We start from the raw sequence: 17279 nt of genomic DNA, 5'->3' as shown, positions 1-17279 counted from the left end.
ATACAAAAATTACCTCAGTTAATCATATTGTCCCAATAATTGCAGCTATGTTAGCCATGAATACATGCGCGGTTACAAAATTGTAAGTTCTCAATATTTTGCCGCCTATCATTCGCCTATTCGACGTATAAGCCCCTCTTTACCAAACACACACAAATAATGATAATCGCCTATTCTGTTTCACCTCCTGCTATAATATCGCCCTGCTCTACTGTTCATGCTTTAGCGTAACAGTTTGCTTATACATTATTGACCTGACCCTTTACCTGAGACATTCAATGCCATTTTCCAAACTTGGATTAAGCGATCCGATTTTAAGAGCCATCACTGAGCTCGGCTATTCACAACCTACTCCGATCCAAGAAAAAGCCATTCCGGTGATCTTGAAAGGCAAAAACCTGCTTGCTGGCGCGCAAACAGGTACAGGTAAAACCGCCAGTTTTGTGTTGCCAATACTGCAAATGTTCGCCGAGATGCCGAAAATCCGTGCTAAACGCGTTCGTGCATTAATCTTAACGCCAACCCGCGAATTGGCCGTTCAGGTAGAAGACAATATTGCCAAGTACGCAAAATACCTGCCGCTGACGTCTATGGCCATGTATGGTGGCGTGGATTCCGCACCGCAGAAACAACGTCTTATTGAAGGCGTCGATATTCTGGTGGCAACACCCGGTAGATTGCTCGATATGTACACCCAAAGAGCGATTCATTTCGATGAAATCTCGGTATTAGTCCTAGATGAAGCCGATAGAATGCTCGATATGGGATTTATCGAAGACATCAATAAGATCATCGAACGTCTGCCAACAGAACGCCAAAATCTGTTGTTTTCGGCAACCTTATCTAAGCAAGTGCGCTTTTTAGCGAAAACAGCGGTTGAAAACCCAGTCGAAATTGAAATTGCCCGCGACAGCGCAAACGCACCGCAAATCGACCAATGGTTGATCACTGTCGATAAAGATAAAAAGTCGGCCCTGTTAAGCAAACTCATCACTGAGCAAGCGTGGGAACAGGCACTGATCTTTATCCAGACGAAACAAGGCGCCGCCAAACTGGTTAGCCAACTCGAAAAACGTGGCATTGCCGCCGAAGCCATTCACAGCGGTCGCAGCCAAGCGGTACGCGAGCAATTATTAGTGGATTTCAAATCTGGCAAACTACGCTTTTTAGTCGCGACTGGCGTTGCTTCCCGCGGTATCGATATCGACGCCCTCACCCGTGTGGTCAATTATGATTTGCCCGATGAAGCCGATGATTATATTCACCGTATTGGCCGAACCGGTCGTGCTGGCGCCTGCGGCGAAGCCATCTCCTTTGTTTCTAAAGATGATTTTAGGAATCTATGTGCTATCGAGCGGCGTCTAGGTCACCTCATAGTGCGTAAAGAAATTGAAGGCTTTGTGCCGAACAAAGAAGTACCAGTGTCTATTCTCGATTTTGTGCCCAAAAATACTACGCCAAAAACCTTTAAAGCCCGGGCACCTGAGGCCAGATCCTCGCGCCCCGCGAAAGAAGGCTCCTTTGAAACCGCCCATGCGAAAAAGCATCGCAGCGCGAAATCAAAGCCAGAGGTTAAAGCCAATGTAACACGGCCGCAATCTATTCAGACTGACAACGGTAACGAGACAACGGGTCGCAGCGCGCCCTTTAATCCGTGGAATAGCGGCCCTAAAACTAAGTAATGACTCAGTACAAGTCGTGACTTATTAGATATAAAAACTCACTAAGATAGAAGATATTAGCATGATTACATTTAGCACAAATCTAGGCGACATCACTATAGAACTCGATTTTGAACATGCGCCTGTCAGTTCAAAAAACTTTGTTCGCTATTGTGAAGAAGGCTTCTTTGAACACACTATTTTTCACCGAGTAATCAAAGGCTTTATGATCCAAGGCGGCGGGTTTACCGCAAAAATGAAGGAAAAACCGACCCACGAGCCTATCGTTAACGAAGCCAACAAAGGCCTAAGTAACACCATAGGCACAATCGCTATGGCTCGCACCGATGCGCCTCACTCGGCCACCGCGCAATTCTTCATCAACACAGCCAATAATGACTTTTTAGACCATACCGCCACCACCAATAACGGTTGGGGCTACGCGGTATTTGGTAAGGTTACGGCGGGAATGGACATTATTCAGCAGATTGAGAAAGTCAAAACCACCACGGTCGCTGGCCACGAAGACGTGCCCCGTGAACCTATCGTCATAGAGAAAGTAACGATTAATATCCAAAGTTAATTTTTAAAACAATAATATTTTTTCGTTAATATGATTAATCGCTCAGTTTTAGTTGAGCGATTAATCATTTCCCCAAAGTTATTTAATTAACTTTTCTGTACTATTCAGCGAAAATTCATTTTATCTAAACCTTAAAATACTAAATCCCCAATACAAAATCACTTAGTGTAAAATCAACTGATAGATTATTTAATCGTTCCCATTATTTTACTTAAGACTACTACATATAAAATTAACCTCACAATATAGACCTCTTTCAAACAATGTTATTCATCATAAAAGCTGAAAAACAGCAGCACATCCATGACATCTATATCTTAGACTAGCCGCACAAGTTGATAATATTAAAAACAATATGTTAGCCATATTCCTTATGGTAAAAGAGACTTAATTTTCCATCTGATATAGATAAAAAAACCATATCTGTATCTATTATCATTTCTTACCAATGCTTATTATCCCTATTTATTTTTAAGCCAGAATCATTACTACCTTAAGCAGCGAATCCTATTCAGATAAGCAGAGAAAGCTTGCTATAGTGATCAGAAAATGATGTTTCTATTGGATTCTAATAAGCTATATCGTAACTTCTGTGCCTTTGTTGATGAAACCAGAACTCTCATGACAAAACTTTTTGACTAGAGATAGCGTCTAAGCATTTAGGGAATTTATTTTGAATAATAGAAAAGGTAGTCTGTTTATGGTTGCTGCGATGGCAGCATTTTCTATTGAAGACATGCTGATCAAATCCGCAGCAGAAACCACCTCTATCGGCCTCATTTTAGCGCTATTTGGCCTAGGTGGAATGTTGATTTTTATACTGTTAACCTGGCGAAAGGGTGAAACGGTGCTTCATCCTGCAGTCTTGTCTACCCCCATATTAGTACGTGCACTATGTGAAATCGTCGGCCGATTCTGTTTTGCTTTAGCCATCACGTTAACGCCACTCTCAAGTGCATCCGCTATTTTGCAAGCCACACCTTTAATCGCCATGCTTGGCGCGGCATTGTTGTTCGGTGAACAAGTGGGTCATAAGAGATGGCTTGCAGTATTGATTGGTTTTATGGGCGTGCTGATGATCATTCGTCCAGGACTAGATGGTTTTGAGGCCACATCTTTATTCGCCGTTATCGCTACCTTAGGTTTTGCAGGACGCGATTTAGCAACACGCGCAGCCTCTCCCGTGTTATCTAATATGCAGCTTGGAGTGTATGGTTTTTTTGTGTTGATTCCTACTGGCTTAGCGATACTGATGTACCAAAATGAAGCAATACAGTTTAGTGCTGCCGCTGCAATACAGATAATTGGAGCAATCGTCTTTGGTGTAATGGCTTATAATGCGCTGACAATCGCTATGCGCACTGGAGATGTATCGGTAGTAAGCCCCTTTCGTTATACACGTTTACTCTTTGCCTTAGCTTTAGGAATATTTATATTTGGAGAATCCCCAGATTTGCTGACTATTCTAGGAAGCCTACTTATAGTATTAAGTGGCGGCTATACCTTAGTTCAAGCGCGTAAAAGAATGACGACGAATAACATACCTAATGCGGCAAAAACCTAAGGACTCGCAAAAAATAGCTAATCGAGTGTCAGAAATGCTTGGTTTCACCAAGGACACAGAAGGAGAATAAAACGGCAATTTTGCCCAGCTTTTGCCCCAAAGCAACAAAGGGAACCAGTAAGATACTGATTCCCTTTGTTTTAATTTGGCGGTGAGAGAGGGAGTCGAACCCTCGATTCACAATTCATTCTAACAAACCCTATAAAATCATAGTGTTATGCACCTTGATTTTTCAGATTGTACCAGCGTTTTGTACCACTTAAAACACTTAAGGAGACAACCTATCAGGTCGACTCCTTTAAAATTCTAATACTATTTTGCCAAAACAAAAATAATAATAACGAAAGCAATCAGTATCCAGCCACAACCACTTCCACTGGCAGTGGTGCTTTGAGCAATATTTTTATTTGTTTGCTGAGATCTCACACTACCTTGTTGAATTGGTCCCAATTTACTAACTGAAGTGTTAACAGATGGAGTTGTAGGGCTCCTAGCTTTTAGCTGGTCTAAAATGGCCCTATTTGCACTAGTCGAGCTGGTAGGTTGCCACTGCTGTTGCGGAGTGGTAGGAATAACCGTCCGTTTGATGACATCTGAACTATTTTTTTCACCAAGTATGCCTTCCAAAATTTGTCCATTCGACGTTCCAGTTCCAGCTCTTGGCTTATCTCCTGTATTGACTCCCTTAATCCTCCCTAATCGCCAAAGAGCATCTTCATGTGTGAGAGTATTAAGCTGCCCAACACTTGTTACTGTGATACTAAGATGCGAATAGTTAAATTTCGGATTTCTATATGGAGGCTCCATCAAGCCGATAGCACTTACCCATTTATTTACCCATGACCCATCAGGAATAACTTTTAACTTAGCTAGCCCCTCACTCCAGATAGCAACCTTGAAGATATTTCCTCGCCAGTCACCAAAATTTATAAAAATGTAGGGCTTCCCATATCGGTTTTTACCAGATTTAACATCAAGGATTTTTCCTATAACCTCAACTTTATTTCCGACATTTGATAGACATTGTTCGTAGGACGATGCATTCAGAACAGCATAAGCACCAACATAACCGCTCAGAATTGGGAATTTACCAACTTCAGGTCTTAATACTTGAGGAATGTTTTTTCCATCAAGAAAGTCCCTCAAAGAAGGAACTTTCTCTAAACTCGCAAGACATACTGCTTCAAAATTTCGTACAAAATTTGAAAGCCCTAAAGTTTTTGCTACAAGTGAAAATGTAGATGATGAATTTGGAGCAGTAAAATCATTTGCTCTAAATAAGACTGCATCCAAATCGCAATTAGTCTTTTTGTATAAAGAAGAATCTATGCTTAAAGCATGGATAGCTAAGTACATTGAAATCAAAGAAAACCGATCGAGTTTATCGTAAAATGGATTCTTCAATTTCCTTTCTGGATGCTGAAAGTTAACGTGGCCCAGCTCAGCACTACCGAGACTGGCAATCTGATTGACATACATGCCGTCATAATCAATGAGCTGAAGCGAAGCTCCGTCAGCACTGACCATTATATTACCAGTCTGGAGGTCTCCATGTGCAATCCCATTTGACTCTAAAAAAAGTGACAGAGACAAAATCGCATTTTTCAAGTTATTCATAAGGTTAGACTTATGAAAATTTGAATCCAAAAATTCACCCAATGTTTCGCCTTGAGCCCACGCCATTTTTATAATTGGGTAGGATTTTCCATCAACATAAATGCCGCTAGGTTGAAACTCAAAGTGGAGAAAATAGGGGGACTTTAACAGGGCTATCTTCTGAGATATTGCACTGTATCTTCTCTCAAGCCCCTTTGCCTCTCGATGAAAGCATCTGACTGCGTATTTTTTATGACTAGCAGTAGTCAAGGTATAAGTTAGAGCGAATCCACCACTGATAGCGAGCGGAATACCCATACCAGTCATAGCTAATTTACCAGCCTTAAGTTCTACATCTGACAAAAGTCGGCTATGATTCTGAAAGGCAAGGTTATATTGTTCTAAAGATGGATAACCCATAAATTTACCCCTTCAGAGCAAACCTAATCATCGTACTATCATCGATTTTCATCGTACCAGCAGCTCTTTCTGTAACAACTAAATGCTCGAATGCTTCCAAAGTTTCAATTTCATGTAAAGCTAACGCCTTTTCATTATTTGTGACTAGCATCCTTAAAGCCCATTCTCCTATGGCATCAGTCAAACAGATTAGAGTTGGTGTAGATAAATCACTTATCCGAACTGTTTTGCTATTGTTCTTGATGCAATCTTTCGACTTGATAAAATCATTAAGTGAAATTCTTGTGGATAGTAATGTTGGCCTACCCAAAAATTGTTCTGGCTCAGTAAATGGCCAACTTGCAACAAGTTTCCCCTCATCGAAAAGTAAAGCTACAGAGTCACCAATTGCAGTGATCTTTAGATTGGTACTTTTAGGCTTATAATCCACTCCAAGCAATGTACTAAAACTCCCTCTTTCATATGCTGCTTGCTGAGACCATGACATGGCATTGAAGTCATAACACTTAGAATAATCGAGAGAAAGAGCTTGAATCCAAGGGAAGTCCAATCGCTTGATTTTTATAAAGCTTTCCGCAATCATTCGTGACCATAACTTTGAGCTATATGACTCACTTGCACCATCACAAAGTGCGATCCTGTTACCACAAGCAGATGTGGCCCAATAATCTTCATTTTCCTCTGGGAAATTAAGATCTTTGGGAATACTTCCTGAGAACGTTACTTTCATAATTATCTCAGTTGTGAGGCTCTAGTTCCGATATCAAAGAAGTCAACGACTTCAATAGCTTCAGCATTGAACATAAAGCCTCGGGACTCTGAGTTAACTTGATGTCCCTTACCCTGAGCAAACTGAACAAGATGATGAGGAAGAAGACTAGACATTCTAAATAACATTTTTGCGTAACTATCAGGTAATGTTGTATCACTTGATGGAAACCTAACAGCGTCCACGCCTAACGTACTTACATGGATGTTCATAACTAAAACTTCTCCATCCTGCGTGCTAATCTGTTTTAGAGCACTTGCGATATCTTCAGGATCACCATCTGTAGACTCTCCATCGGTCACATGAAGCACAGTTGGTGGATAACACTCAGGATGTGAATCACACCAATTAACAAGCACTTCAGCGGCAGTTGTCAGAGCCTCTCTCATTGGTGTACCGCCATAAGAAACAGAATCAAACCATATGGGGAACTTAACAGAAGTTTCAATGATGCCACCAGCACCATCGTCCATTTTTCTGCGACGGTCTTCAACTCTAGTAGGATTTTTTTCTAGTTCAGAAATTGGATTTAGAAAGTTGTTTGATAGAGCTCCATTAAATCCATTTGAAACACCGTGACCACTGTATCCAATAACCCCAATATCAAAATAATCCCTTACACCCTCAGACTTACTACATCTTGTAATTAAGTTCATTAGAGTTCTATTAAGTGCATCTGCGACAAATTCCGCTTTAGTTTTACCTGAAGACATTTTGTCTGACATCGATCCTGATTGATCTACTACGAATAAAAATGCGGTTGGGTTATTTCTACTGATTTGAGCTTCATAAGCCATGAAATTATCTCCATAATGAACGTTCTAGAACGTTAGATAGAGCAACTTAGCCATACCATATTAAAATTGTCAACTCATTGTTTAATCAATGTTTCCTAATTCACATACCCTTTGTTTCGAGTCCACCATTTTCACCAACAAAGTTTTACGGCACAACGCTCATGGACTGAATATGCTATAGGTCAGTGAACCAACTAAGCATTAGCGAGATTTTGATGCATCAAGAACATGCTCACTCGCGTCATCAAATGCAGGGTCTGAAACCATTATTCTTACTGCACGATCTTTGTCCGATGCATCACAAGGCATGCTTCCAACAAATCCTCTTGCCAGTACCTCACCGTTTGACTTTAGAGAGTCAAAAACGGGACTAATCTGTGGCTCCGTTCGACCAACTGAGCGTAATACTGCACCGATATTACTCTCCCATAATGTAGTCTCAACATAGACAGTAATTTCAATTAAAGCCCATTCTTGCTTGAGTTCCGTTGGTGCCTTAGTTTTACATACAGAAGCAATTTTTTCCCACATATAGAGTGTTTGCAGATTGCTTGCCATATCTTCAATTCCTGCCCTTACAGGAAATGTAAACGCTGTTCCAATAAGGAGCATAAAGATAACGACATCTCTTGGTTTACGCATATTTTCTCCAAAAAAAAGCCACCAGTAATTTCTGATGGCTTTACTCTTATTTTTCAATTTCTATGTTGTCTGATGAATACGAACTTTCTGAAGCTTTAGATGAACTGCTTTGAAGTAATTCCAGTTTCTGTTTGCTTTGAAAGTAACCCCATTTCCCTATAATGACAGCAGCAAGTATTTCCCACCCCATAGCTTCGCTGAATAAGACTTCAAGCAAATCTCCAATATTTAATAGGCTCATATGGAAAATCGATATCAGGCTGATAATTCCATATATGCCAATGGCTGAATACGCCTTCATACTTGTCTGTAACTTAAGGATTTTGTTTCTTAGCTCGACCTGATTGTTGCTTTCATTCTCTGGCCACTTCTGTCTAACTGAAATGTGCCACATACCGATAGGAGCAAAAATAGCTATTAGCATCAAACCTGCTTCTAGAATGTAATTCCAAGAGCATACGATAAGTTTTGTTATAGGATAAGAACGAAAAGGCCCATCAGTTGTGCTGAATGAAATGATTAATACCACAGCGATCAAAGTCGTCACCACAGAAGCGGTTGCAAGTAGAGCAAAGTAAACTTTCAGTTTTTCCTTTGTTTCTTGACTCATAATTAATCCTTACCAGATAATTTCTTTGCTATCCGTTGGACGCTTGATAAGCTGATATTTAGCCTCTTTGCGACTTCCGGTTTAGATATGCCCTCTGCAAGCATTGGGGCGGCTTCTTTGGCCTTAGTGATTGCCGTGGGTTTACGTCCTTTATATTTCCCTCGCAGTTTTGCGAGAGCTATTCCTTCAGCCTGTCTTTCCAACATCAACTCTCTTTCAAAGGTTGCGATGGCTCCAACCATAGTCAGCATAAGTTTGCCTGTAGGGGTTGCTGTATTAATCCCGAGGTTTTGAATTTGCAGTGAAACCTTTTTGCGTTCCAAAAACTCAGCTATTTCAAGCAAGTGACGAGTGTTTCTTGCGAGTCTATCCAGCTTGGTGACGATAACGATGTCACCTTCCCTCACAAACTCCAGCATGAGTTGCAGATGCGGACGGTCATCCTTTGCACCACTTACCTTTTCTTGAAACACTTTGTCGCAGTTTGCTAATGCCTTCAGTTGGGCATCGAGACTTTGTCCCGTGGTCGATACACGGGCATATCCGATTTCTGCCATGAACGACTCCTGTTCAATAGGGCAAGGTATACTGACCAAGCCCTTCAAAAGGTCCAAAACAACCCATGTGACACGATTATTGATGTGTTTACGACCGTGTCACATGGCCTTGGTTTATTGGTTATGAAAACAATGTGTTATTCAGATTCTTGATCTTCATCAACATCAATGTTTGCCCAAGGTTCTTCATCTGAAAGATAACGCTCAGCGAAGGCTTGAATGAGGATCGGCACTATGGTCAGCAGTGCAGCTTTAGCGACCTTTTTTAGTAACTCGTTAATGATGTTTCTCCTTCCTGATTGTCGTTCAGGCAGCCGAATGCCCACCACATGAACCCATGTAGTGAAACGCTGGCTGTCTTAATGGTGTTTGCGGGTTAATCCCAGTTGATGGTTATTTGGTAGAGATCATCTACCAGATAGCTTCTGAAGTTGGCTTCCCATAGCCGGTATAGGCCGCTGAAGTGGCTTAACGGATGATGACCAACATAAGCCTGATACCCTGAAGCCTCTGCAAAGTTGAAGTCGATGTCCTTCTCTAATTCTGGGTAGTAACGTCCCTGATAGGCAAAGTCAGTGATATAGCAGAATTGCCACATGCTGGTGGTTGATGAATATTCCAAACGGATTTCGACCGGATGAAAGCCACCAGACTCAGCAGAATAGCTAGGATCACGGAAGTTAATCGTAACGGCTTTACTATTGATTGGTTTGTTAGCATCCACCAGCAATCGTTTGAGGATCTGGGCCAAACTAAGCGTGATAGGTAGTAGTTTCCTTCCTGACTGAAGGTCAATCTGAATAGGCTGTTCAGTTGCCGTTGGCGTATTCATAACCATCCCCTTTCAGCAAACGAAACGACATCTTGATGACCAACAACAAAATGGTCTAACGCTGATACATCAATAGTTGCCAAGGCTGTCTTTAAACGCTCTGTAATGCGTTTATCGGCCTCTGAGGGTTCAGGCATGCCTGAGGGATGGTTGTGGGCGAATATCACGGCAGCGGCGTTTCTATGCAGAACTATTTTTACCACCTCACGAGGATATACTGAGGCGGCATCTATCGTGCCGAAAAAGAGTTCTTCACAACTAATCAAACGGTGCTGACTATCCAGTAGCAATACTGCAAATACCTCCCGCTCGTATCCAGCCATTTTCAGTCGAAGATAGTCTTTTACCAGTTGTGGAGAGGTGAATGCCTGCGGATAAGCTTGCAGGGTGTAGCGACTCTCCAAGATAGCAATGGCTTCCCTGATAACTGAGTCTGAAGAGTCGAGTTGATTACGGTGGGTTAATGTTGAAATAAGCATATATGTTTCCTGTATAGTTGATTTACATCAGGTTTCTTATGCCTTAGTTCATGGTAAAAAATGACGGTATAAGTCAGTTGGCACCATCACCCACCGATTAAAATAGAAATATGGGGGGTGACAAATACTGCCCCATTGAAACTTCAATCGGAGAAAAATCATGCACGACGAATTAGTCTTAACCTACCCCCTTTTGCTTGTTGAAGGCAGATTTACGCCAGAAACAAGAGATCATCAAATTAACGAAGCCATCAAAAACCACAGTCCCTTCTTTACAGTCGAGATTGTCCCAGATAAACGAGGTACAGATCAGAAGATGATGCACCTTCAAGGAGAGGTGGCAATGGGTGCAGGGAGCTTTAGAGATCAAGATGCTATTAAAGCATTTCTCATTGAGAAAGGTTTTACCCCTGAGACTATCTCAATCACAAGGGATGGTAATCTATACGCGACTCATCCTAGAGAACATCTACCATATATGCACTGGATAGTCAGGCAGCTAGTCCATTTTCAGGCTTTTGGGGAATGGCTTGCGGTTAACTATTGGTATAGAGATTATCCAGACAAATAGTCATTATTGGTCGTTGCTAGACTCATCTATCAAGTGGCTAAGGTGAGTCTAGGCTCAGAATCTATGTTAACGTTCTCCGTGATCCCAACCAATCGTTATCACGAACCTATTTAGTGATCCTGCTGCTGAGCAAGCCAGTTAAGACCTTGCTCTGCAAAGACAAACAATTTATCGCTATAGCCCTGAGCTATCACGCTGCGAATAATCTCAGGATCAATATTAAGGTAATCGTGAACCAGTGCATTACGAAGACCTATCACCTTACGCCAACCGCTAAGTTCCTCAACAGGTTGTGCTCCACGCTGACAGAGGATCTCAAAAGCTTGATAAGCATCCTGCGGGCTATGTCCTGCCAATGCTTTAGCCCAATGCTTAGCAATACCGATACAGGCTTCAATCGAAACCTGCAAGGTTCGTTCAGCAGCACGATATTCAAGATTCGATAGCGAACGCTGGCTGAGTATAAGCTTTAGTTCAACCAGCTCAGCCTGATAACGGTTGAGGCTAAGGCGTAGAGACGTTATATAGGCATTATCAGACATCAGTTAGTTGTTCCTCTGCTCATTGGCGACGTTGCATAATCGAGTTCCATCGACGACATAATACGGGCCTCTTCCTGCATCCTTCGGCCTTCATCACGACTGTATAGAACCTTGTTAGCATCAATAATACCGAATGCTAGTGGAATAGGAGCCAGATTAATGTCGACGACTGAGAGCTTTCCTTCCGGCAAACCCAGTGCACGCTGCCAGTCCATCGCTAATAACTCTGCTCTTAGACGATTATCGAGCACGTTATCAGTCTTAACAGGGTCAAATGCGACCGCCAAATCCCAATCACTCTGTTCTGTAGCATTACCTTTGGCCTGAGAACCATAAAGCCATAGTGCGGCGACTTCAGGTTGGCTTGCCGCCAATGATTGTAATTGCTTAGGGTCAATGGACATGTGTGCATCCTTATCGATTAAATCATAAGCTATTGTTATAAAATATCTTCTGCCTCAGTACCTGCGATATTTCTTCATGATACTAGTCAGCAATATTACAGCTTTGCGATCAGAATATTAGTAGCATCAAGTTTCAGCTAGTCAGGGTGAGAGCCGTAATCAACTCTTTAAAAACAATAACTAATAATCCCGAAGTGTACCAACCCTCAATCAGGCTGAACAGTTGTTATTTCAAAGTTTGCTGCTAACGACCAGCTTGGACAACACCTTTTCTCCCTGCCGATTTCGCTGCTGATTTCTGCCAACTCACTCTCCATCAAATGCAAGTAACATTGCCCTATTTGACAGTTTTATTGTTTTTACTTGCTGATTTTTAATTGATTTTCTAAAAATAGCTATAGAAAAAGTTAATAGAAATACTTTAGTCAGTCTGCTGAATTTTCGGCTGAGGTTGGTGTAAAGCGGTTTAGGCTTATTGGGAGTGAGAGTGAAGACGAGTGAACAAGTGACTATCTGCCTTTAGATGTGGGAACCTTCATACTGAACACTCCACCAGCACACTAGAGTTCACTTCATCCGAGTTACTATCGTGAACTCTAGCATCACCAGTCTAAGACAGTTGATGCCATCTTTTATCTTCTTTTGTGATTTCCACTAAGTAAACCAGCAATAAAAACCTTATAAATTAGTATCATTCCATTTATTCATAACTAACGTTAGCTGAATGAAAAAATGTCATACCAAAACCTTTTAGGCAACAATTCGCCTCTTTAACCGATTTGGTTGAAATCTCATCAATTTACTGCGTTCAACTCTAACTCCAATCGATTAAAACATTATGTGAGAGGCATGACATGAATGACCCCACCGGAGATTGAGATGATAAACCATGACCTAAACCACAGCCCTATAGCAACAGCAAGCAACGCAGTTAGCTCTAGCGTGTTCAAGCTACCTTTTGAGCTATTCCAAGATCAATTAGGCCGAACACTCTACGAGATAAGCCGGATGCCTGTGTGTAATGGCGTGCTGTTGGGTGGTAGGGAGAGTCTAGCTAATACCTTGATGAAGCGTTGCGGTTATTCATTAAGAACGGCTAAACGCCATATCGGTCGGCTGGTGGCTTCGGGACTTCTGGAATGCTCTCAAACAACTAATGCCACAGGGATGCAGGCAACAAACCTTTATCGTCGTATGTTCGATTAATAGAGGAAAGAATGCCCCTGTTTAGGTTGAAGGACGACTTAAACAGGGGAAGAGCTAAAACCAGCTCGAAGGCCAAACTACAGATAAACTATTTCCATATATATTTTAGTCTGTTGGCCTCTGTTTTAGAGGATATGTCACATGACAACTCAATTCTTAGTCGCAAATAACAGATTTAACCATGAAACATTGAATGAAATCGGCTTAGAGGGCGTTAAAGCACTTTATGACTTGCCAGAGCTGATCGCTAAGCTCGTCGGTAGTGAGATTAAGCCAACATCAAGCGACTATTGCCAGTTAGAGGATGATGTTTGTCCCTTCTGTGGGCATGCAGGCTGTTTCAAAATTTATCATGCTGATCCAACGGACCAAAACTATCACTGCTACTCATGTGAGGAACACGGTGATATTTATAGTTTTCTGACCTGTTATGACCTTGCAAACAATCCCTATGATGCGGCCAACAAGTTACTTGCTGGCGAGATTGAAGGGATAACCATCAATACTCAACCCAAAGCTAAGAAAGTTAAGCCAGAGAAGCTAGAACTGACCGAAGAGCAATTCCTTCGTCGGCAAGAGCTTATGAATGCAGCATGTGAATACTACTTTGAACCTATGATTGCTGATAAAAGTAAACCTCTTGCTGCTCTTATGGAAAAGCGAGAACTCAGTCAAGAAGTACTGTTTGATAGCGACATAGGGTATTCCCAAGGTCAACTTTGGTGTGCCTTAGAAGCTCAAGGCTTCAGTCGTAATGAGATGTACGCATCAGGATTGGTTAAAGAAGGCCAATCCAATCCTTCGGACTTTTTCCCAAGGGATGTCTATATCTTTCCTCATTATGATGAAGATGGACATCTTTGCCGCTTCACGTTTAAAGATCCCAAGAAAGAGAAACAATATCAAATGCCTAAGCAATTTTGGTTAAATGACATTCAGTTTTATGGACAACATTTAATTAATACCACAGGGGCAGTCGCTATCGTTGAAGGTGAACACGACTTGTTAGCCTTACTAAATCACAACTGGGAGGGACCTGTTCTGGCAACCAATGGGCAACTGGGTCAAGAACAGCTGGCATGGGTAAAGCAGAACTTGCAAGAACGTGATGTGATCACCTTCTTTGATAGTGATGCTGCGGGTGATAAGTATCGCGAGAAGTTGGCAGAATTAGGGTTATCCTCACTCACTCAAGTGGGTCTGCCTGAAGGTCAAGGCAAGGACATTGACGACTATTTAAGGCGTGAAGATGCCTTATCACTCGAGGAGCTGGTTAATCAATACGGTGTAAGCCAGCAGTCTGTTGAAGTGATCTGTGAACCTGCTGTAAACCACGACAACACCTCGACAGGCCCTGTGCCTGTGCCAGATGAAACTATCCCCGCGATCTGGACTAACTTCAACGAAGACACACTGAATGATGTGGGTAATGCTGACCGATTAAAAGCGATCACCAACGACAGCATGAAGTATGTACCAGAACTTAACAACATAGTTAACTTTAATGGCAAACATTGGGCTCCATCAAGCGGAAAGGAGCTTGAATATACCCGCTGTGTTGGAGAACGTCTTATCAATCAAGGTTGTAGTTTGCTAGAAGAAGCAATACAAACCAAAAATAAGACTAAGTTAGCCGAAGCAGAGCAATTACAAAAATTTGGCCGAATGACGCTTAATCGTAAAAAAATGATGGATATGCTAGAAATCTTCAAGTCAGGCAATCAGATATCTACGAACTGCTTCGATGCTAATCCTATGCTGCTTGGAGTAAACAATGGCGTATTAGACTTAGCTAACGGAAAACTATTACCTGCACAGAAAGAAATGTACATCAGCCGCTGTGGGGATGTTCATTTCGATAGCTCAGCTGGTTGCCCTCGTTGGTTACAGTTCATTGATGAAATCACCTGTGGCGACAAAGAATACGCTAAGTTTTTACAACGCATAGTTGGTTACATGCTAACCGGACGAACAGACGAACAGGTACTGTTCTTCCTCCACGGTCATGGCTGTAATGGTAAGAGCACCTTTATGAACGTGATACAGCGATTAATGGGAAGTTATTATCATCAGATCGATAGTAGTGTTTTGCTGCAAACCAATAACGGTAATACAGGCCCTAACCCATCCTTAGTTAAGCTGGCTGGTAGTCGTGTTGTTGTGGCTAATGAATTACCTGAAGGCTCTAGGATGAATGAAAACCTAGTGAAATCTATGACTGGTGATGATGTGATTGTCACTCGTCAACTCTATGCCAAGGTAGAATTAGAATACCGTCCGAAGTTTAAACTCATCATGATAGGTAACCACAAGCCCGTGATTCGTGATACGAGCCTCGGCATGTGGCGAAGAATGATCATGCTTCCATTCAATGCGAGTTTCAGTCAGGAACAGATGGACCCACGATTAATGGATAAGCTATATGCTGAACTCTCAGGTATCCTCAATTGGGCTCTAGAAGGCGTTCAGATGTGGCTAAAGGATGGTATTAAAGCATCGATTCCCAATTCGATAAAGTCAGAAATCGCAGAGTATCGCCATGAGTCAGACTTACTCGCTATATTCCTTGAGGAATGTACCTGTAAGGGGGATTTTACCTATACAGAGACGCTATATGATGCCTTTAGAAAGTGGGCTGAGCGTGATGGTGACTGGAAGATGACCCGTAATATCATGACCAAACGGCTGGTGGAGAAAGGCTTTGAGAAAGGCCGACACAACAGTAAAGCCATGATTAAGGGGATTAACTTGAAGTCACTATTTGATGATATCCCTGCGACAGAGAATGTTTATCAGATTAGGATGAAACAACCCGCTACCACAAATATAAACCCAGATAACTACATCGTTTAGTTGTTTCACAATTGGTAGCAACCAAGAGAGGCTCTAAGCCTCTCTTTTTATTACTGAATAATTTATAATGACACTTCAACCTATCAATAGAAACATGCCGAAACCAATATAGTTGCATTTACGTGTTGCAATATAATTCGCAAAGAGTATATTTACGTAAACACACACATTTACGTAAAGGTTGATTATGGAATTCAGACACCCCACCGCTGTAGCGGAAACAAATACTCGTGCTTTAAACTACTTAACTGAAAATTTAAACAACCCCAAAGCAGGCTGTGAAACATTTCAACAGATACTCACTGAGTTGGGTAACTCCATTGAAGTATACCCTAAATGGCATCCTATTTTGACGATCCCCTTATGCCAGTCAGGTAGTAATGAGGCATTGTTATCTAACTTATATAAAGGGATCGATCACACCATACTATTTGTTAAAGGTTTCATAACATGTCCCTACTCTGAAACCGCTGCTATCGAACTTGTCAATACCACGAATCAACTTACAGGACTTCGTGCCTATTGCTTAAAGTCCCCACTATATAGCGACGATGCATATCCTGTGGTGATTATTGCAACTGATGTCGAACTAGAAGCTGATGGCACAATCCGTAGTCGTGATGCTCTAGCGTGGTGTTTGCAATACTTAACTGAATACGCTCGTAACGCTCAGGTAGCTGAAACATGGTGGAATATGAGGCATTACATTCTTGGAGAACCACACGGTTCACGTTCATCGTTGTTGGTTAACCAATATACTGGTGGACACATGAGGAAAATTTTAGAAGTTCTTAACGATAGTGGCGTATATGGACCAATCAAAGAGTGGTCACTAGAAATGTTCTCACCGAAAAAGAGAAAAACTATTAGTGAAACCCTTATTAAGGCAGCTCTAGACTGCGGAGAAAAAGCTACTTCATTCGAGTTTGAACTTCGTGGTGAAATCTGTAAAGCTACTGTTCGTGATACTTGGAATGATGGCTCTGAATTTTCAGTTCAAGTTATGATTGGAGACTTCGATTTAAGTGTAAGTGGTTTCTATTATCCTGAAAAAAATCTCATTCAATCAAGTGACCCGAATGGCAAGCGTGCATTAGCTAAAAAATTTCTGTAACTGTCTGTAAGTAACTGCTCAGTATCTATCTGAACTTCAGTTAGATACTGAACTATTACTAAAAACATAAAAAAAACAG

18 protein-coding genes and 1 tRNA gene are annotated in these 17279 nt (G+C 41.7%); 7 read left to right on the top strand and 12 right to left on the bottom strand.

The window, feature by feature from the left end; translation table 11 throughout:
* Positions 1-278 precede the first annotated feature (278 nt).
* The 3 genes from CKQ84_RS18560 to CKQ84_RS18550 all read left to right on the top strand — a co-directional run bounded on the left by CKQ84_RS18560 (position 279) and on the right by CKQ84_RS18550 (position 3808).
* Positions 279-1682 carry a DEAD/DEAH box helicase gene (locus tag CKQ84_RS18560; RefSeq protein ID WP_105252329.1) on the top strand — a complete coding sequence of 468 codons (1404 nt, stop codon included), beginning with the start codon at positions 279-281 and terminating at the stop codon, positions 1680-1682.
* 61 nt (positions 1683-1743) lie between these two features.
* On the top strand, positions 1744-2244 hold the full coding sequence (locus tag CKQ84_RS18555; protein ID WP_105252328.1) for a peptidylprolyl isomerase: 501 nt from the start codon (positions 1744-1746) through the stop codon (positions 2242-2244).
* Positions 2245-2944: 700 nt separating this feature from the next.
* Positions 2945-3808 carry a DMT family transporter gene (locus CKQ84_RS18550; RefSeq protein WP_105252327.1) on the top strand — a complete coding sequence of 288 codons (864 nt, stop codon included), beginning with the start codon at positions 2945-2947 and terminating at the stop codon, positions 3806-3808.
* A 146-nt stretch (positions 3809-3954) separates the two neighbouring features.
* Here the strand turns inward: CKQ84_RS18550 and CKQ84_RS23795 are convergent.
* From CKQ84_RS23795 to radC, 10 genes are all read right to left on the bottom strand, one after another.
* A tRNA-OTHER gene (locus CKQ84_RS23795) sits at positions 3955-4076 on the bottom strand.
* A 44-nt stretch (positions 4077-4120) separates the two neighbouring features.
* Entirely contained in the window at positions 4121-5824 is a 1704-nt protein-coding gene (locus CKQ84_RS18545) for a protein kinase family protein (protein WP_105252326.1), read from the bottom strand.
* Positions 5825-5828: 4 nt separating this feature from the next.
* Positions 5829-6554, bottom strand: a complete 726-nt coding sequence (locus CKQ84_RS18540; protein WP_105252325.1) for a hypothetical protein — start codon at positions 6552-6554, stop codon at positions 5829-5831.
* Between the two features lie 2 nt (positions 6555-6556).
* A complete protein-coding gene (locus CKQ84_RS18535) occupies positions 6557-7390 on the bottom strand; it encodes a hypothetical protein (RefSeq protein ID WP_105252324.1) in 834 nt (277 codons plus the stop codon).
* Between the two features lie 201 nt (positions 7391-7591).
* The gene (locus tag CKQ84_RS18530) at positions 7592-8032 is read right to left on the bottom strand and encodes a hypothetical protein (protein WP_105252323.1); all 441 of its coding nucleotides are present in this window, start codon (positions 8030-8032) and stop codon (positions 7592-7594) included.
* 46 nt (positions 8033-8078) lie between these two features.
* Positions 8079-8642: a hypothetical protein gene (locus CKQ84_RS18525; protein ID WP_105252322.1), complete on the bottom strand. Its 564-nt coding sequence runs from the start codon at positions 8640-8642 to the stop codon at positions 8079-8081.
* Positions 8643-8644: 2 nt separating this feature from the next.
* A complete protein-coding gene (locus CKQ84_RS18520; RefSeq protein WP_105252321.1) occupies positions 8645-9199 on the bottom strand; it encodes a recombinase family protein in 555 nt (184 codons plus the stop codon).
* A 137-nt stretch (positions 9200-9336) separates the two neighbouring features.
* Positions 9337-9525 (bottom strand): hypothetical protein, encoded by a 189-nt coding sequence (locus CKQ84_RS18515; protein WP_105252320.1) that lies wholly within the window; start codon positions 9523-9525, stop codon positions 9337-9339.
* Positions 9526-9575: 50 nt separating this feature from the next.
* Positions 9576-10031, bottom strand: a complete 456-nt coding sequence (locus CKQ84_RS18510; RefSeq protein ID WP_105252319.1) for a DUF2787 domain-containing protein — start codon at positions 10029-10031, stop codon at positions 9576-9578.
* Positions 10028-10510, bottom strand: a complete 483-nt coding sequence (gene radC, locus CKQ84_RS18505) for a DNA repair protein RadC (protein ID WP_105252318.1) — start codon at positions 10508-10510, stop codon at positions 10028-10030. The genes CKQ84_RS18510 and radC overlap by 4 nt, the downstream gene beginning before the upstream one ends.
* A 160-nt stretch (positions 10511-10670) precedes the next feature.
* Between radC and CKQ84_RS18500 the strand changes: the two genes are divergently transcribed.
* Positions 10671-11081 carry a hypothetical protein gene (locus tag CKQ84_RS18500; protein ID WP_105252317.1) on the top strand — a complete coding sequence of 137 codons (411 nt, stop codon included), beginning with the start codon at positions 10671-10673 and terminating at the stop codon, positions 11079-11081.
* A gap of 110 nt (positions 11082-11191) precedes the next feature.
* On the opposite strand, the gene CKQ84_RS18495 is transcribed toward CKQ84_RS18500, so the two are convergent.
* Positions 11192-11623 (bottom strand): DUF86 domain-containing protein, encoded by a 432-nt coding sequence (locus tag CKQ84_RS18495; RefSeq protein ID WP_041408499.1) that lies wholly within the window; start codon positions 11621-11623, stop codon positions 11192-11194.
* A complete protein-coding gene (locus tag CKQ84_RS18490; protein ID WP_041408500.1) occupies positions 11623-12027 on the bottom strand; it encodes a nucleotidyltransferase domain-containing protein in 405 nt (134 codons plus the stop codon). Before CKQ84_RS18490 ends, CKQ84_RS18495 begins: the two co-directional genes overlap by 1 nt.
* Before the next feature lie 879 nt (positions 12028-12906).
* Here CKQ84_RS18490 and CKQ84_RS18485 point away from each other — a divergent pair.
* From CKQ84_RS18485 to CKQ84_RS18475, 3 genes are all read left to right on the top strand, one after another.
* Positions 12907-13233, top strand: a complete 327-nt coding sequence (locus tag CKQ84_RS18485) for a helix-turn-helix domain-containing protein (protein WP_254053124.1) — start codon at positions 12907-12909, stop codon at positions 13231-13233.
* A gap of 141 nt (positions 13234-13374) precedes the next feature.
* Positions 13375-16086, top strand: coding sequence for a phage/plasmid primase, P4 family (locus CKQ84_RS18480; RefSeq protein WP_105252315.1), 2712 nt, complete (start codon positions 13375-13377; stop codon positions 16084-16086).
* Positions 16087-16273: 187 nt separating this feature from the next.
* Positions 16274-17200 (top strand): hypothetical protein, encoded by a 927-nt coding sequence (locus tag CKQ84_RS18475; RefSeq protein ID WP_105252314.1) that lies wholly within the window; start codon positions 16274-16276, stop codon positions 17198-17200.
* The last annotated feature ends 79 nt before the right edge of the window (positions 17201-17279 follow it).

The organism is Shewanella sp. WE21, from assembly GCF_002966515.1.
In the GTDB taxonomy this organism is placed as follows: domain Bacteria; phylum Pseudomonadota; class Gammaproteobacteria; order Enterobacterales; family Shewanellaceae; genus Shewanella; species Shewanella oncorhynchi.
Note: the sequence above shows the minus strand (reverse complement) of the source record. Positions and strands in the feature narration are given on the sequence as shown.

What these genes read in the sequence shown, in the direction of transcription:
- CKQ84_RS18495 (WP_041408499.1), bottom strand. Translation starts at nt 11,623, where the DNA reads ATGTCTGATAATGCCTATATAACGTCTCTACGCCTTAGCCTCAACCGT.
- CKQ84_RS18490 (WP_041408500.1), bottom strand. Translation starts at nt 12,027, where the DNA reads ATGTCCATTGACCCTAAGCAATTACAATCATTGGCGGCAAGCCAACCT.
- CKQ84_RS18475 (WP_105252314.1), top strand. Translation starts at nt 16,274, where the DNA reads ATGGAATTCAGACACCCCACCGCTGTAGCGGAAACAAATACTCGTGCT.
- CKQ84_RS18550 (WP_105252327.1), top strand. Translation starts at nt 2,945, where the DNA reads ATGGTTGCTGCGATGGCAGCATTTTCTATTGAAGACATGCTGATCAAA.
- CKQ84_RS18510 (WP_105252319.1), bottom strand. Translation starts at nt 10,031, where the DNA reads ATGAATACGCCAACGGCAACTGAACAGCCTATTCAGATTGACCTTCAG.
- CKQ84_RS18480 (WP_105252315.1), top strand. Translation starts at nt 13,375, where the DNA reads ATGACAACTCAATTCTTAGTCGCAAATAACAGATTTAACCATGAAACA.
- CKQ84_RS18525 (WP_105252322.1), bottom strand. Translation starts at nt 8,642, where the DNA reads ATGAGTCAAGAAACAAAGGAAAAACTGAAAGTTTACTTTGCTCTACTT.
- CKQ84_RS18530 (WP_105252323.1), bottom strand. Translation starts at nt 8,032, where the DNA reads ATGCGTAAACCAAGAGATGTCGTTATCTTTATGCTCCTTATTGGAACA.
- radC (WP_105252318.1), bottom strand. Translation starts at nt 10,510, where the DNA reads ATGCTTATTTCAACATTAACCCACCGTAATCAACTCGACTCTTCAGAC.
- CKQ84_RS18560 (WP_105252329.1), top strand. Translation starts at nt 279, where the DNA reads ATGCCATTTTCCAAACTTGGATTAAGCGATCCGATTTTAAGAGCCATC.
- CKQ84_RS18545 (WP_105252326.1), bottom strand. Translation starts at nt 5,824, where the DNA reads ATGGGTTATCCATCTTTAGAACAATATAACCTTGCCTTTCAGAATCAT.
- CKQ84_RS18555 (WP_105252328.1), top strand. Translation starts at nt 1,744, where the DNA reads ATGATTACATTTAGCACAAATCTAGGCGACATCACTATAGAACTCGAT.
- CKQ84_RS18520 (WP_105252321.1), bottom strand. Translation starts at nt 9,199, where the DNA reads ATGGCAGAAATCGGATATGCCCGTGTATCGACCACGGGACAAAGTCTC.
- CKQ84_RS18535 (WP_105252324.1), bottom strand. Translation starts at nt 7,390, where the DNA reads ATGGCTTATGAAGCTCAAATCAGTAGAAATAACCCAACCGCATTTTTA.
- CKQ84_RS18540 (WP_105252325.1), bottom strand. Translation starts at nt 6,554, where the DNA reads ATGAAAGTAACGTTCTCAGGAAGTATTCCCAAAGATCTTAATTTCCCA.
- CKQ84_RS18485 (WP_254053124.1), top strand. Translation starts at nt 12,907, where the DNA reads ATGATAAACCATGACCTAAACCACAGCCCTATAGCAACAGCAAGCAAC.
- CKQ84_RS18500 (WP_105252317.1), top strand. Translation starts at nt 10,671, where the DNA reads ATGCACGACGAATTAGTCTTAACCTACCCCCTTTTGCTTGTTGAAGGC.